This window comes from Streptomyces sp. NPDC047022, from assembly GCF_040644155.1.
Lineage (GTDB): Bacteria > Actinomycetota > Actinomycetes > Streptomycetales > Streptomycetaceae > Streptomyces.
The window spans coordinates 615,179-629,924 of sequence record NZ_JBEYVV010000001.1 but is presented as its reverse complement, the minus strand read 5'-3'; the positions used below and the strand labels follow the sequence as shown (position 1 = coordinate 629,924).

Annotated in this window: 12 protein-coding genes; 7 read left to right on the top strand and 5 right to left on the bottom strand. The window is 68.4% G+C overall.

Translation table 11 applies throughout. From position 1 onward, the window contains the following. Positions 1–8: 8 nt before the first annotated feature. The 3 genes from ABZ845_RS02825 to ABZ845_RS02815 form a co-directional block, all read right to left on the bottom strand. On the bottom strand, positions 9–884 hold the full coding sequence (locus ABZ845_RS02825; RefSeq protein WP_360972178.1) for a DUF4429 domain-containing protein: 876 nt from the start codon (positions 882–884) through the stop codon (positions 9–11). Positions 885–950: 66 nt separating this feature from the next. After that, the gene (locus ABZ845_RS02820) at positions 951–2,168 is read right to left on the bottom strand and encodes an alpha/beta hydrolase (protein WP_360972175.1); all 1,218 of its coding nucleotides are present in this window, start codon (positions 2,166–2,168) and stop codon (positions 951–953) included. Between the two features lie 321 nt (positions 2,169–2,489). After that, complete coding sequence (locus tag ABZ845_RS02815; RefSeq protein ID WP_360972173.1) at positions 2,490–3,131, bottom strand: TetR family transcriptional regulator; 642 nt, start codon at positions 3,129–3,131, stop codon at positions 2,490–2,492. A 112-nt stretch (positions 3,132–3,243) separates the two neighbouring features. Here ABZ845_RS02815 and ABZ845_RS02810 point away from each other — a divergent pair, with 112 nt between their 5' ends. Next, positions 3,244–4,881 (top strand): MFS transporter, encoded by a 1,638-nt coding sequence (locus ABZ845_RS02810; protein ID WP_360972171.1) that lies wholly within the window; start codon positions 3,244–3,246, stop codon positions 4,879–4,881. Between the two features lie 459 nt (positions 4,882–5,340). Here ABZ845_RS02810 and aceE read toward each other — a convergent pair whose 3' ends face one another. Continuing rightward, positions 5,341–8,088: a pyruvate dehydrogenase (acetyl-transferring), homodimeric type gene (gene aceE / locus ABZ845_RS02805; RefSeq protein ID WP_360972169.1), complete on the bottom strand. Its 2,748-nt coding sequence runs from the start codon at positions 8,086–8,088 to the stop codon at positions 5,341–5,343. 456 nt (positions 8,089–8,544) lie between these two features. Between aceE and ABZ845_RS02800 the strand changes: the two genes are divergently transcribed. The 6 genes from ABZ845_RS02800 to ABZ845_RS02775 all read left to right on the top strand — a co-directional run bounded on the left by ABZ845_RS02800 (position 8,545) and on the right by ABZ845_RS02775 (position 13,265). Next, entirely contained in the window at positions 8,545–8,982 is a 438-nt protein-coding gene (locus ABZ845_RS02800) for a DUF3052 domain-containing protein (RefSeq protein ID WP_360972167.1), read from the top strand. Positions 8,983–9,270: 288 nt separating this feature from the next. Continuing rightward, positions 9,271–9,729, top strand: coding sequence for a peroxiredoxin (locus ABZ845_RS02795; RefSeq protein ID WP_360972165.1), 459 nt, complete (start codon positions 9,271–9,273; stop codon positions 9,727–9,729). A gap of 127 nt (positions 9,730–9,856) precedes the next feature. Continuing rightward, positions 9,857–10,432: a TerD family protein gene (locus ABZ845_RS02790; RefSeq protein WP_360972163.1), complete on the top strand. Its 576-nt coding sequence runs from the start codon at positions 9,857–9,859 to the stop codon at positions 10,430–10,432. A gap of 146 nt (positions 10,433–10,578) precedes the next feature. Beyond that, positions 10,579–11,154 carry a TerD family protein gene (locus ABZ845_RS02785; RefSeq protein ID WP_360972161.1) on the top strand — a complete coding sequence of 192 codons (576 nt, stop codon included), beginning with the start codon at positions 10,579–10,581 and terminating at the stop codon, positions 11,152–11,154. 75 nt (positions 11,155–11,229) lie between these two features. Continuing rightward, positions 11,230–12,378, top strand: coding sequence for a DUF475 domain-containing protein (locus tag ABZ845_RS02780; protein WP_360972159.1), 1,149 nt, complete (start codon positions 11,230–11,232; stop codon positions 12,376–12,378). A 155-nt stretch (positions 12,379–12,533) separates the two neighbouring features. Beyond that, entirely contained in the window at positions 12,534–13,265 is a 732-nt protein-coding gene (locus ABZ845_RS02775) for a Tellurium resistance (RefSeq protein ID WP_360972157.1), read from the top strand. A gap of 721 nt (positions 13,266–13,986) precedes the next feature. On the opposite strand, the gene ABZ845_RS02770 is transcribed toward ABZ845_RS02775, so the two are convergent. Next, complete coding sequence (locus ABZ845_RS02770; protein WP_360972155.1) at positions 13,987–14,736, bottom strand: TerD family protein; 750 nt, start codon at positions 14,734–14,736, stop codon at positions 13,987–13,989. Between the last annotated feature and the right edge of the window lie 10 nt (positions 14,737–14,746).

The following is a 14,746-nucleotide window of genomic DNA, read 5'->3' as shown; positions in this document are numbered from 1 at the left end:
CCCCGGGGTCACAGCTCGGCCAGCAGCTCGGCCTTCTTGGAAGAGAACTCCTCGTCCGTGACGAGCCCCGCCGCATGCAGCTCCCCGAGATGCCGAATCCGCTCGGCGATGTCCGCGGGATCCCGCCGAGCCCCGGCGGCGACGGAGGACACGCCCGCGGGCACCATGGCCGGCACACCACCCGTCGCCCGCGCGGCGGCGAGCACCGCCGCCGCGAACGGCAGCGACTCGTGGACAGGCCCATACCCCAGCCCGAACACCACGGCGGCGGGATCCTGATCCGCGGCCGTCCCCTCCGGGCCAGCGGTCTCGCGCCGCAGCAGCCGTAGATGGCCCTTGGAGATCTCGGGGGAGTGCCACTCGACCCCGCTGAGGCCGGTGACCGGGAAACTCTGGTCGCCGGCCTTCCATTTGGCGGTGGAGGCCCCCGTCCAGAACCAGTGGAAGGACACCGCCTTCCCGTCGAACGCGGCCTTCCCGTCGTACGCCTTGAACCGCAGCGGAGCCTCGGGCGGCGCCACCAGGAACCGCTCGGCCGGCTCCTCGTCCACCGGTAGCAGTGAGCGCAGCCGGTTCGCGTATTGCTCGGCGAGGGCCGCACGGTCGGCGGGCAGGACCAGCCGGTAGGGGTCGCAGGTCTCCTTGAGCTGCCCCGCAGCCGCCTCCATCAGCGGATCGGCACCCGGTCTCGGCACCGCGCGCAGGACCATGCTCCCGCGCCTGCCCGGCGCGAGCGTGACCCCCGTGATCGCCTCCAAGGGGATACGGCGTTCACCGAGAGCCTGGAGCAGCTTCGGCGTACGGATTCCCCGTTCGAAGCGGATGAGCACGGAGTCGGTCCGAAACTCCCAGGCGGCATGAAATCCGGCCAGTACGTCACCCATGTGGCTCATCGTATGCGGCACGTGCTCCTCCGTCGCCTCCCCTGGCGGACCGCAATTCCTCTTCTTCTACGCGCGTCGGGCAGACCCCGCACCGGACAAACCCGCCGAGCAGGCGTCGTCCTGTGCGGCGCAGTCGACCGCGTGGTACGCGCCAACCCCGATCTCCGCGAAGTTGCGCACGCTGTCGGTGCCCGGCGCGAAATAGCCGGCGTGGCCGTCCGCGCCCCGGGCGGAGAGCAGCCTCGCCCCGAAGGCCCGGGACACCGGGTCGGCACCATGGCCGAGGCCGCCGACCTCGACGTGGGGCACATCCTGGATCCAGTCGCCGGCGTCCCGCATGGCCCACACGCGGGCGCTGGTGTGCAGTCCCGCGGCCGTCTGGGCCCGCATGCCGGGGCTGCCCGCCACCGCTATGTCGGACACGCGGGAGGGCAGCGAGTGCGCCGCGACCCCGCACAGCACCGAGCCGTAGCTGTGGCAGTACAGCTGGACGGGGGAGCGGCCGGGCAGCGCGCGGACGAGCGCGTTCAGCCGGACCGCGCCCTCCCTCGCGCGTGTCGCGGTCGCGGCATCCACGCCGAGCCCGTCGGGCGAGGTGTAGTCCGCCCACGCGATCACGGCCGTACGGGTCGTGGGGCTCGCCGCGCGCTCCGCCGCGTACAGCGACGTGGCCATGCCGACCGGCGCCGAGTATGGGCGGGAGGTGCGCTGGAAGGTGAGGAGGTCGGTGTCGACGCCGGGGACGACGACCGAGATGCGCCGCGCCTTGTCCAGGTTCCCGAAGACCTCGGCGATACGGCCCGAGCCGTCCGGGTCGAAGGCCAGGAAGTCGCGGCCCTTCTGCAAGAGCGCCTCGTAGCGGTGCATGAGGCGGCCCGCGTCCTGCTGGCCGAGGGGCGACAGACGGTTGTCGTGCATCCGGGCGTGTTCGACCTTGCGCTGCTGGTCGAGGGCGATGCGGTTCGCCTGGTAGCGCAGTTGTACGGGCGCCCCGTTCATATTGCCGACCGCGAGCGGGTAGCGGTGGGCGAGCCGGGAGCGCTGCTGGGCGCTGAGCGAGGCGAAGAACCGCGAGAGCAGGGCCGGGGAACTGCCGGGGTCCGGCAGTCTGTGCCCGGCGATCTGCCCGCGCTCCCATGCGGTACGCGACGCCTGGAGGGGCGTGGTGCCGGGGTGGGTGCGCACGGCGGTCCAGCCGGTCGTCGCGAGCATCACGAAGACCACGCCCAGCGCGAGCAGCGCGCGCCAGACATTGAGTTGCGGGGAGGTATCGAAGGAAGTCACTGAAAGGACACACTAGGAGAACGGGAGTGTCTCGCGTTAACCGAGTGACCCGTCTCACGTTTCAAGAGAGTCAATTGCGGCAAAACGGACGTGCTTTGCGTCTCATCGTCACGGTAGGTCGATGAGTCGTACGTCACTTGGTACTCAAGGTCACCGCGACTTCACTCCGTCGGCCGTGTCCGCCACACGTCCGTCGCCGTTCCGTCGAAATTCGCTTGACGCGACCGGAAGGTGCGGGGGGTGGGCGGAAGTGTCAGGAAGTGTTGGCAAGTGACCGAAAATGCCAGTAATGACCATGAATTGAACGAAGCCGGTGCGGAATCACTCCACGCGCCACTTCTCCGCCAAGGAGGGGCCCACGGCGTCGAGGTACGAGGCCGTCAGCTCACGCATGGCGGCCACGCTGATGTCGTCCCGCTCGCTCCACAGCCGTTCGGTGACCCGCATCACCCCGCCGAACAGGGCCACCGCGACCCGTGGCCGGGGGTCCGAGTCCACATCGACGCCCTCGCGTTCGGCGATCACGCGTGCGACTTCCTCCTCCACCTCCGCCGAACGGCGCAGATGGGTGGCGAGCAGGACCGGTGTTGACTCGATCAACCGGTAAGTGCGCAGGTGGAGTTCGACCGGGATGACCTGTTCGAGCGCCTCGCCGATGCTGTCCCAGCCCTCCAGGACGGCCTGCCGCAGCGCCTCCAGGGGCGCCTCGTGGTGCGGCCGGGCGCGCACCGCGTCCACGAAGTGCGACGCGGCGAGGTCGTGCGGGAAGAAGACGGCCTCCTCCTTGCCGGCGAAGTACCGGAAGAAGGTGCGCTGCGAAACGTCCGCGGCCTCGGCGATCTCGTCCACCGTCGTGCGCTCGTACCCCTGAGTGAGGAAGAGCTCCAGGGCCGTGCGCAGCAGGGTGTCCCGTGTGCGCTGCTTCTTGCGTTCACGCAGCCCTGGTCGCCGCGCCGTCTCCATGTGTCCTCATTTCGTTCATCTGCCCAGTTCAGACTATCTGTGAGCGACGTGACAGTTGCCGACTTGTGAAATGGTTGGTCAATTGTCAGAGGCTGACACTAACCTCGAACGCATGACTAGTCAGACCACCGTCGACGCGACGGAACCGGGAGGCAAAGCGGCGAACCCGTCGGCCACCGAGCCGGATCGGGCGCCGGATCGCGGACTGCGCGGACTGCGCGGACACCCGTGGTTCACCCTCATCACGGTCGCCGTCGGCGTCATGATGGTGGCCCTCGACGGCACCATCGTGGCCATCGCCAACCCGGCCATCGCCAAGGACCTCGGCGCCAGCTTCGCCGACGTCCAGTGGATCACCAACGCCTACTTCCTCGCCCTCGCGGTCACCCTCATCACCGCAGGCAAGCTCGGCGACCGCTTCGGTCACCGGCAGACCTTCCTGATCGGTGTGGTCGGCTTCGGCGCGGCCTCCGGAGCCATCGGGCTGTCCAACAGCATCTCCCTCGTCATCACCTTCCGCGTCTTCCAGGGCCTGTTCGGCGCGTTGCTCATGCCGGCCGCGCTCGGTCTGCTGCGGGCCACGTTCCCGGCCGAGAAGCTGAACATGGCGATCGGTATCTGGGGCATGGTCATCGGTGCCTCCACCGCGGGCGGCCCGATCCTCGGCGGACTCCTCGTCCAGCACGTCAGCTGGCAGTCGGTGTTCTTCATCAACGTGCCCGTCGGAGCGCTCGCGCTGGTCCTCGGTGCGCTGATCCTCACCGACCACCGGGCGCAGAACGCTCCGCGCTCCTTCGATCTGCTGGGCATCGTGCTGCTGTCGGGCGCCATGTTCTGCCTGGTCTGGGCGCTCATCAAGGCGCCGGCCTGGGGCTGGGGCGACGGCAAGACCTGGCTGTTCATCGGCGCGTCCGTGCTCGGGTTCGTTCTCTTCTCCGTCTGGGAGACGAGGGTGAAGGAGCCGCTGATCCCGCTGGGACTGTTCCGCTCGGTGCCGCTGTCGGCGGGCGTCGTCCTCATGGTCCTCATGGCCATCGCCTTCATGGGCGGCCTGTTCTTCGTCACCTTCTACCTGCAGAACGTGCACGGCATGAGCCCGGTCGACGCGGGTCTGCACCTGCTGCCCCTGACCGGCATGATGATCGTCGGCTCCCCGCTCGCGGGCGCCGTGATCACCAAGGCCGGACCGCGCATACCGCTGGCGGGCGGCATGGTCCTCACCGCGGTCGCGATGTTCGGCATGTCGAAGCTGGAGGCGGGCACCGGCAGCGCCGTCATGTCCATCTGGTTCGCCCTGCTCGGCCTCGGCCTCGCCCCTGTGATGGTCGGCGCCACCGAGGTCATCGTCGGCAACGCGCCCATGGAGCTCTCGGGTGTCGCGGGCGGTCTCCAGCAGGCCGCGATGCAGATCGGCGGCAGCCTCGGCACCGCGGTGCTGGGCGCGGTCATGGCCTCCCGCGTCGACCACGACCTCCCGGGCAACTGGGCCGCGGCCAAGCTCCCGCCGCTCACCTCCACCCAGCTCGACCAGGTCTCGGGCGCCGTCCAGCAGGGCGTGGCACCGGTGGCGAAGGGCACGCCCGCGCTGATCGCCGAGAAGATCGCGGGCGTCGCCCACGACACGTTCATCTCCGGGATGAGCCTGGCGTGCCTGGTCGCGGCGGGGGTCGCCGCGGTGGCGGTCCTGGTCGCGCTGTTCACCAAGCGGGGCGTGAACGCGGAGGCGGGGGCGGGGGCGGCCCATATCTGACCCCACGCGGTCGCCTGCGGGCGCGGTGTGCAGTTTTGCGCAGTTCCCCGCGCCCCTGATCAGGCGCGTCTTCACCCGCGGTGCACCGTGGCTGGTTGCGCAGTTCCCCGCGCCCCTGAGGGGGCGCGGGCCTGTCGCTGCGAGACGTCACCACGCGAGCACGACCAACCACGACGTGCCCGCAGGGGCATTACGGCGGGGTGTACCCGATGGGGGCGCGGGGAACTGCGCGAACAACCACGATGTGCCCGCAGGGACAGCACGGCGGAATGCGCCCGATAGGGGCGCGGGGAACTGCGCGAAGAACCACGACGTGCCCGCAGTCGACGACGTGTCTGATCAGGGGCGCGGGGAACTGCGCGAAACACCACACCGCGCCCGCAGGCGACCGCGTGCCGGGACAAGGGCGGCGGCCCGAAGGCCGCGCCGCCCTTGCAACCGCTCAGGCCGAGCGCAGCGTCACGCGTCGCCGCCCGCAACCCCCGGCTCGGCCGCGGAAACATCCAGCAACTGATACCGGTCGACCGCCTGCTTCAGCACCGACCGGTCGATCCGCCCCGCCTTCGCCAGCTCGGCCAGCACCCCGACCACGACCGACTGCGCGTCGATGTGGAAGAACCTCCGCGCAGCCCCCCGCGTGTCGGCGAAGCCGAAGCCGTCGGCGCCCAGCGACTGGTACGCCCCGGGCACCCACCGCGCGATCTGGTCCGGAACCGACCGCATCCAGTCCGACACGGCGACGAACGGCCCCTCGGCCCCGCTCAGCTTCCGTGTCACATACGGCACCCGCTGCTCCTCCTCCGGGTGCAGCAGATTGTGCTCCTCGCAGCTCACGGCCTCGCGCCGCAGCTCGTTCCACGAGGTCGCGGACCAGACGGAGGCCCGTACGCCCCACTCCTGGGCGAGGATCCGCTGCGCCTCCAGAGCCCACGGCACGGAAACGCCGGAAGCCATGATCTGCGCCGGCACCGTCCCCGACGTGCCCTCGGAGATGCGGTGGATGCCCTTGAGGATGCCCTCCACATCGACACCCGCGGGCTCGGCCGGCTGCTGGATCGGCTCGTTGTAGACGCTGAGGTAGTAGAAGACGTCCTCTCCGTGCGGGTGCTCGGGCGAGGACCCGTACATCCGGCGCAGGCCGTCCTGCACGATGTACGCGATCTCGTACCCGTACGCCGGGTCGTACGCCACGCACGCCGGGTTCGTGGAGGCCAGCAGCTGCGAGTGGCCGTCCGCGTGCTGAAGGCCCTCACCCGTCAGCGTCGTACGTCCGGCGGTCGCGCCCAGGGCGAAACCACGCGACAGCTGGTCGGCCATCTGCCAGAACTGGTCGCCGGTGCGCTGGAACCCGAACATCGAGTAGAAGACGTACACCGGGATCAGCGGCTCGCCGTGCGTCGCGTACGCCGAGCCCGCCGCGATCAGCGACGCCGTGCAGCCCGCCTCGGAGATGCCGTCGTGCAGCATCTGCCCGGTCGGCGACTCCTTGTAGGCGAGCAGCAGCTCACGGTCGACCGACTCGTACTGCTGGCCGAGCGGGTTGTAGATCTTCGCGCTCGGGAAGAACGAGTCCATGCCGAACGTGCGGTACTCGTCCGGCGCGATCAGCACGAACCGCCTGCCGATCTCCTTGTCCCGCATGAGGTCCTTCAGCAGCCGCACAAACGCCATGGTGGTGGCGATGGACTGCTGGCCGGAGCCCTTCTTCACAGCCGCGTACGCGCTGTCGTCCGGCAGCGCCAGCGGCTTGGAGCGCACGACACGTGTGGGCACGTACCCGCCGTGCGACCTGCGCCGGTCGTGCATGTACTGGATCTCCTCCGAGTTCCGGCCCGGGTGGTAGTAGGGCGGCAGGCCGGAGTCCAGGTCATTGTCGGAGATCGGCAGGTGCAGACGGTCGCGGAAGTGCTTGAGGTCGCTGACCGTCAGCTTCTTCATCTGGTGCGTGGCGTTGCGGCCCTCGAAGTTCGGGCCCAGCGTCCAGCCCTTGACGGTCTTGGCCAGGATCACCGTCGGCTGGCCCTGGTGATCCACGGCCGCCTTGAACGCCGCGTAGATCTTGCGGTGGTCGTGACCGCCGCGTCCCAGGTGCAGGATCTGGTCGTCGGTCATGTTCGCGACCATCGCGCGCAGCCGGTGGTCGTCGCCGAAGAAGTGGTCCCGGATGTAGGCGCCGGACTCCGTCGCGTACGTCTGGAACTGGCCGTCGGGCGTGGTGTTCATCTTGTTGACCAGGATCCCGTCCCGGTCCTGTGCCAGCAGCGGGTCCCAGGTGCGGTCCCAGATCAGCTTGATCACGTTCCAGCCGGCGCCCCGGAAGACCGACTCCAGCTCCTGGATGATCTTGCCGTTGCCTCGCACCGGGCCGTCCAGGCGCTGGAGGTTGCAGTTGACGACGAAGGTCAGGTTGTCCAGCCCCTCGCGGGCGGCGATCGTCAGCTGGCCGAGCGACTCCGGCTCGTCCATCTCGCCGTCGCCGAGGAACGCCCACACATGCGACCTGGAGGTGTCCGCGATGCCGCGCGCGTGCATGTAGCGGTTCATCCGGGCCTGGTAGATCGCGCCGATCGGGCCGAGGCCCATGGAGACCGTCGGGAACTCCCAGAAGTCCGGCATCGAACGCGGGTGCGGATAGCTGGAGAGGCCGTACGGGTTCTTGGACTTCTCCTGGCGGAACCCGTCCAGGTGCTGTTCGGAGAGCCGGTCCAGGAGGTACGCCCGGGCGTAGATGCCCGGGGAGGCGTGCCCCTGGAAGAACACCTGGTCGCCGCCGTCGCCCTCGTCCTTGCCCCGGAAGAAGTGGTTGAAGCCCACGTCGTACAGCGAGGCGGAGGACGCGAAGGTCGCGATGTGGCCGCCGACGCCGATACCGGGCCGCTGGGCCCTGGAGACCATGACGGCCGCGTTCCACCGGGTGGCGTTGAGGATCTTGCGCTCGATCTCCTCGTTGCCGGGGAAGAACGGCTCGCTCTTGGTTGGGATGGTGTTGACGTAGTCCGTGCTGCGCATCTCGGGCACGGCCACGCGCCGCTCGCGGGCCCGCTCGATCAGACGGAGCATCAGGTAGCGGGCCCGCTCACGGCCGCGCTCGTCCACGGCGGCGTCGAGCGAGTCGAGCCACTCCTGGGTCTCCTCGGGGTCGAAGTCAGGAACCTGACTCGGAAGGCCGCCAATGATGATCGGATTGCGATCGGATCCGGAAGCCACGCTGTTCCTTACCTGTCAGAGGGCCACTTTTTCCATTTTTTCCATGTGCCTGTGCCGATCCCCATCGTGTACCTCGGGGGAGTGGCACGTCATCTCTACTCCGGGGTAACCGGCCCGCAGCATGGGCGGCGAGCTTCGCCAAGCTGGATCAAGTCAATCAAGTCGATCAAATTGCAACGATACGCCGAGGGTGGAACGCGTTCCGCAAAGTCATTCGACTCCCGTACCCCCAGAGGATTCCAGAATGCGCAAACCGGGCAGAACGGTGTGGTGTGGATCACTTCGAAGCGCGATACCGTGCCTGGAGTTGCGGCGACACGGCCGGGATCGTCACCGTTTCGGCGGTCCGAACCGCCGGGTACTTGCGCGATCCGCCCCGCCCGTGTGGACTACGGCCAATGCTTCGCGTACGCGCGTGGCTGAGGAAATCATCAAGACATGATCAGGAGGCAAGCCGTGAGCGCGACCGCGGACCACGCGGAGGAGCGGACGAACCCTGCCGCGAGGCTGGGGTTCCAGCCCGAGCAGGTGGTCCAGGAGATCGGCTACGACGACGACGTCGACCAGGAGCTCCGCGAGGCCATTGAGGAAGTCGTCGGCAGTGAACTCATGGACGAGGAGTACGACGACGTCGCCGACGCCGTGGTGCTGTGGTTCCGTGACGAGGACGGCGACCTGACGGATGCGCTGGTGGACGCCACCACGTACATCGAAGAAGGCGGCTCGATCCTGCTTCTCACGCCGAAGACGGGCCGTACGGGGTACGTGGAGCCGAGCGACATCTCTGAAGCCGCGACGACAGCGGGGCTGTCGGCGTCCAAGAGTGTCAGCGTGGGCAAGGACTGGAGCGGGTCCCGGCTGGTGACGCCGAAGGGGGCCAAGTCCAAGCGGTGACGCTCCGCCAGGTGGCTGTTCAGCGGGCGTTGCCCATGGCTGGGGCATGCCCATGACGGGGGCGGGGGTGCACGGGGGCTCCACGCCCCCGGACCCCCGTTCGGCCTGAACGGCCTCGTCCTCGGTCCCCCGAGCTCTTCGAGCAGGGGGGACCCCCGGACGGGCTGATCAGGCCGGGCCGGACTCTGCCGGGGTGGGTTGATCCACGACAACCCACCCGGCGTTCTGCCGCGCGGGCTGCGTAGGGTGGGTTCCACCCGAACAGACCCAGCGGAAGGATGCAGGTCCATGGCGATCCAGGTCGGCGACAAGGCCCCCGACTTCGAGCTCAAGGACAACCACGGCGCGACCGTGAAGCTGTCCGACTTCCATGGTCAAAAGAACGTCGTCCTGCTCTTCTACCCCTTCGCCTTCACCGGCGTGTGCACCGGCGAGCTGTGCGCGCTGCGCGACAACCTGCCGACGTTCGTCAACGACGACACCCAGCTCCTCGCGGTCTCCAACGACTCCATCCACACCCTGCGTGTCTTCGCCGAGCAGGAGGGTCTGGAGTACCCCCTGCTGTCCGACTTCTGGCCGCATGGCAACACTTCGCGCGACTACGGCGTCTTCGACGAGGACAAGGGTTGTGCGGTGCGCGGGACCTTCATCATCGACAAGGAGGGCGTGGTGCGGTGGACCGTCGTCAACGATCTGCCGGACGCGCGTGACCTGAACGAGTACGTGAAGGCGCTCGACACCCTGTGATTCTCGGGTTCCATGGCCTTCGGGGCGCGGGAACCCGTCACTAGGATCGATTCGTTGATCCGACGCCAACGCACGACTGCCAACGCACGACGGGGCTCCCCGCCCCCGGACACCAATGGAGGGACTCGTGGGAGTCAGCCTCAGCAAGGGCGGCAACGTATCGCTGACCAAGGAGGCCCCGGGCATGACCGCGGTCCTCGTCGGTCTGGGCTGGGACGCCCGCACCACGACCGGTACCGACTTCGACCTGGACGCCAGCGCCCTGCTGCTGAACACGACGGGCAAGGTCGGCAGCGACCAGAACTTCGTGTTCTTCAACAACCTCAAGAGCCCCGACGGCTCGGTCGAGCACACGGGCGACAACCTCACCGGTGAGGGTGAAGGCGACGACGAGGTGATCAAGGTCAACCTCGCCACCGTCCCGGCCGACGTCGACAAGATCGTCTTCCCGGTCTCGATCTACGACGCAGAGAACCGCCAGCAGTCCTTCGGTCAGGTGCGCAACGCGTACATCCGCGTGGTCAACCAGGCCAACCAGCAGGAGGTCGCCCGGTACGACCTGAGCGAGGACGCCTCCACGGAGACCGCCATGGTCTTCGGCGAGCTGTACCGCAACGGTGCGGAGTGGAAGTTCCGTGCCATCGGCCAGGGCTACGCCTCGGGCCTGCGCGGCATCGCGCAGGACTTCGGCGTCAACGTCTGAGACGCCGGCGTCTCAGACGTCAGCGCCCAGGACGTCGGCGTCCGGGGCACCGCAACAAGCTCGTATCGTCCGGCGCCGCACTGTTTGAGTGCGGCGCCGGACGTGCAGACAACCAGAGCAGCACCTTCTCGGGGAGGACCAGGATCATGGGCGTCACGCTCGCCAAGGGGGGAAACGTCTCCCTCTCGAAGGCCGCACCGAACCTCACGCAGGTGATGATCGGACTCGGCTGGGACGCGCGTTCCACCACCGGCGCCGACTTCGACCTGGACGCCAGCGCGCTGCTGTGCGCAGGCGGCCGGGTCCTCGGCGACGAGTGGTTCATCTTCTACAACCAGCTCAAGAGCCCCGACGGCTCGGTCGAGCACACCGGCGACAATCTGACCGGTGAGGGCGAGGGCGACGACGAGTCGATCCTGATCGACCTCGCCAAGGTCCCGGCGCACTGCGACAAGATCGTGTTCCCGGTCTCCATCCACATGGCCGATGAGCGCGGTCAGACGTTCGGCCAGGTCAGCAACGCGTTCATCCGCGTCGTCAATCAGTCCGACGGCCAGGAGCTCGCCCGCTACGACCTGAGCGAGGACGCCTCCACCGAGACCGCGATGATCTTCGGCGAGCTCTACCGGTACGGGGGCGAGTGGAAGTTCCGGGCCGTGGGACAGGGGTACGCATCCGGACTCCGGGGAATCGCTCTAGACTTCGGAGTCAACGTTTCGTAAAGCCGGGTACGGCGACGGGGAGACACCCTCCAGGCACCGCTTGGGGGACCCCTCGATATACGGATTGGGTAGCCAGTGCTTCTGAAAACCTTCGGCTGGTCGTTCGTGATCACTGCGCTCGGCCTGGCAGCAGCGGTCCTGTACGGGGGGTGGACCGCCTTCGGCATCGTGGCGATCCTGTCCGTCCTCGAGATCTCGTTGTCCTTCGACAACGCCGTGGTCAACGCCGGAATCCTGAAGAAGATGAATGCCTTCTGGCAGAAGATCTTCCTCACGGTGGGCGTGCTGATCGCGGTGTTCGGTATGCGGCTGGTCTTCCCGGTCGTGATCGTCGCCATCACGGCGAAGAAGAGCCCGATAGACGCGGTCAACCTCGCTTTGACCGACAAGAACCAGTACCAGCAGCTCGTCACCGACGCGCACCCGGCCATCGCCGCGTTCGGCGGGATGTTCCTGCTGATGATCTTCCTGGACTTCATCTTCGAGGACCGGGACATCCAGTGGCTGCGCTGGATCGAGCGCCCGCTGGCCAAGCTCGGCAAGGTCGACATGCTGTCGGTCTGCATCTCGCTGATCGTCCTGCTGATCGCCTCCATGACCTTCGCGGTCCACGCCCACCAGCACGGCGGCGCGCATGTCGACAAGGGGCAGACGGTCCTGATCTCCGGTATCGCCGGCCTGATCACCTACATGATCGTCGGCGGTCTGTCGGGGTACTTCGAGGACCGGCTCGAGGAAGAGGAAGAGCGGGAGCACGAGGAGGAGGAACAGGCCAAGCGCAGCGGCAAGGAGCGCTCGGCGATCCTCCTGGCCGGCAAGGCGGCGTTCTTCATGTTCCTCTACCTGGAGGTCCTGGACGCCTCGTTCTCCTTCGACGGCGTCATCGGCGCCTTCGCCATCACCAATGACATCGTGCTGATGGCGCTCGGCCTCGGTATCGGCGCGATGTATGTGCGGTCGCTGACGGTCTACCTGGTCCGTCAGGGCACCCTCGACGACTACGTCTACTTGGAGCACGGCGCGCACTACGCCATCGGCGCGCTGGCCGTGATCCTCCTCGTCACCATCCAGCACGAGATCAACGAGGTGATCACCGGTCTCGTGGGCGTCGTGCTGATCGCCTTGTCCTTCTGGTCCTCCGTGCGCCGCAACCGGGCACTCGCGGCGGCCGAGGGAAAAGCGGAGGGCTCGGACGCGAAGGCTGAGGTGTCGTCGGGCGTGTGACGCGCCCTTTTCAACGGCCCTCGCGTCCGGGCCTGCTGCGCGGGTGTGGAGCGGGGCTGCGTGAGGAACGCTCTGTTCGGGGCGGCCGGGAGGACGGATACGTCCTCGACGGCCGCCCCGCGGCTGTTGGACCGTAGACAGGCAAGGGGGCGGGCATGAGCATCTGGGACAGCCTGTGGCGCGGGCGGACGACGGAGTTCGACTCGGGCAGCGCGGCGACCAACTCGATCGAGCTGACCAAACGGCACCAGCGGGTCTCACTCACCAAGCAGGGGGCGGCGAGCGGCAACCTCCGCATCAACCTGTCGTGGCGGATGCGGACGTCCGACATCGGGGCGCCCGAGAAGGGCAGCCTGCTGCGGCATCCGCTGCGGCTGTTCACTCCCGAGGTCGTGCAGGCGCACACGCAGAGCATGGTGAACGTCGACCTCGATCTGGGGTGCATGTACGAGATGGCCGACGGCACCAAGGGCGTGGTGCAGCCGCTGGGCAGCTTCTTCGGGGAGCTCAACGATCCGCCCTACATCAAGCTCAGCGGCGACGACCGGTTCGGGTCCGGGTCGGGCGAGACGATCTTCGTCAATCTGGATCACCGGGATGACTTCAAGCGGCTGCTGATCTTCGTCTACATCTACGACCAGACGCCGGCGTTCGACCGTACGCATGCGCACGTCACGCTGTATCCGAACAACGGGCCGCGCATCGAGATCGGGCTCGATGAGCGGCATCCGCAGGCGCGGTCCTGTGCGGTGGTCATGATCGAGAACATCAGGGGGGAGATCGTGGTGCGGCGTGAGGTGAAGTTCGTGTACGGCTTCCAGGCGGAGCTGGACCGGTTGTACGGGTGGGGGTTGCAGTGGGGGCGGGGCTACAAAGCGAAGGCGTAGCGCGCTTGCTGCGGGTGCGCTGTGGTTGTTCGCGCAGTTCCCCGCGCCCCCCTGTCGGGCGGGTTCACGTGCGCCGGAACGTGCGGGTGCGTTGCGGTTCTTTGCGCAGTTCCCCGCGCCCCTGTCGGGTGGGTTCCTGCGGGTTGTGACGTGCGGGTGCGCTGTGGTTGTTCGCGCAGTTCCCCGCGCCCCTGTCGGGTGGGTTCACGTGCGCCGGAACGTGCGGGCCCATCGTGGTTGCTCGCGCAGTTCCCCGCGCCCCCAAAGAGCGCGCTGCGCGCGCATTCCACGCGACAGCTCCACATCTGAACAGCGCCCACGCCACTACGGACGGCTTCGCGCCCCGGCAGGGCTGCGGGGAAGTACGCGAGTGACTACGACGGGCCCGCGGGTCCTCACGGACCGGTGTGCCCCGATAGGGGCGCGGGGAACTGCGCGGAGAACCACGACGTGCCCGCAGGTGCAATGCGGCGGGATAGGCCTGATAGGGGCGCGGGGAACTGCGCGAGTGACCACGACGGGCCCGCGGGGCGCCACGTACGGGTGTGTGCCCCGGGAGGGGCGCGGGGAACTGCGCGAGTAACCACGGCGGGCCTGCGGGGCGCCACGTACGGGTGTGTGCGCCGGGAGGGGCGCGGGGAACTGCGCGAAAGACTCCAGCGGGCCGCAGGCCCAGACGTGGCCAGCGCAGCGCAATCCCCGCGGACCGCCGGTCAAGACGCTAGCGGCCGATGAACTGGGGCCCCTGCGGCGGCAGAGGGAAGTCGGGCAGCGGGGGCGCCAGGGGATAGCCGTAGGCAGGGGCGTTGCCCGCGACCGGCTGGGTCTGGGGGTACCCGTAGGACGGCTGGGGGTAGCCGTACGCAGGCTGCTGGACCGGCACCGGCTGCTCAGGGGGCAGCGGCGCAGAAACCTCGGCCTCCTCGGACTCGTCCACCGTGATGCCGAAGTCGTTCGCGAGGCCCTTCAGCCCGTTGGAATACCCCTCGCCCAGCGCCCGGAACTTCCAGCCGTCCCCACGCCGGTACAGCTCCCCGCAGATCAGCGCGGTCTCCGCCCCGGTCTCCGGCTTGATGTCGAAGTACGCGAGCGGCTCCCCGTCGGCCGCCGCGGACGCGTCGTGCAGCGCGATCGACAGCCCCCGCACCCGGTCGAAGGTGACGTCGTCGGCCGAGGCGACCAGCAGGATGCGCCCCACACCGGGCTCGACGCCCGCCAGGTCCGTCTGGATGGCCTCGGTGAGCCCGTCGCCCTCGCGCTTCTTGCCGAGCAGCCGCACCGTTCCCGAAGGGTGCCGGGGCTGGTTGTAGAAGACGAAGTCCTCGTCGGACCGCACCCGCCCGTCGGGGCCGAGCAGCAGCGCCGAGGCGTCCACCTCCGGGACGCCCCCTCCCGCTGCCCAGCGCAGCACCGCCCGTACCGCCGTGGCCTTCAGCGGGACGTTCGACCCCTTCAGCATCGCGTGCGTCATGGCGTCATCC

Bases quoted from the DNA above. Each gene is read 5' to 3' on its own strand.
- ABZ845_RS02825 (WP_360972178.1), bottom strand. From the start codon at position 884: ATGGGTGACGTACTGGCCGGATTTCATGCCGCCTGGGAGTTTCGGACC.
- ABZ845_RS02815 (WP_360972173.1), bottom strand. From the start codon at position 3,131: ATGGAGACGGCGCGGCGACCAGGGCTGCGTGAACGCAAGAAGCAGCGC.
- ABZ845_RS02810 (WP_360972171.1), top strand. From the start codon at position 3,244: ATGACTAGTCAGACCACCGTCGACGCGACGGAACCGGGAGGCAAAGCG.
- ABZ845_RS02795 (WP_360972165.1), top strand. From the start codon at position 9,271: ATGGCGATCCAGGTCGGCGACAAGGCCCCCGACTTCGAGCTCAAGGAC.
- ABZ845_RS02785 (WP_360972161.1), top strand. From the start codon at position 10,579: ATGGGCGTCACGCTCGCCAAGGGGGGAAACGTCTCCCTCTCGAAGGCC.
- ABZ845_RS02775 (WP_360972157.1), top strand. From the start codon at position 12,534: ATGAGCATCTGGGACAGCCTGTGGCGCGGGCGGACGACGGAGTTCGAC.
- ABZ845_RS02770 (WP_360972155.1), bottom strand. From the start codon at position 14,736: ATGACGCACGCGATGCTGAAGGGGTCGAACGTCCCGCTGAAGGCCACG.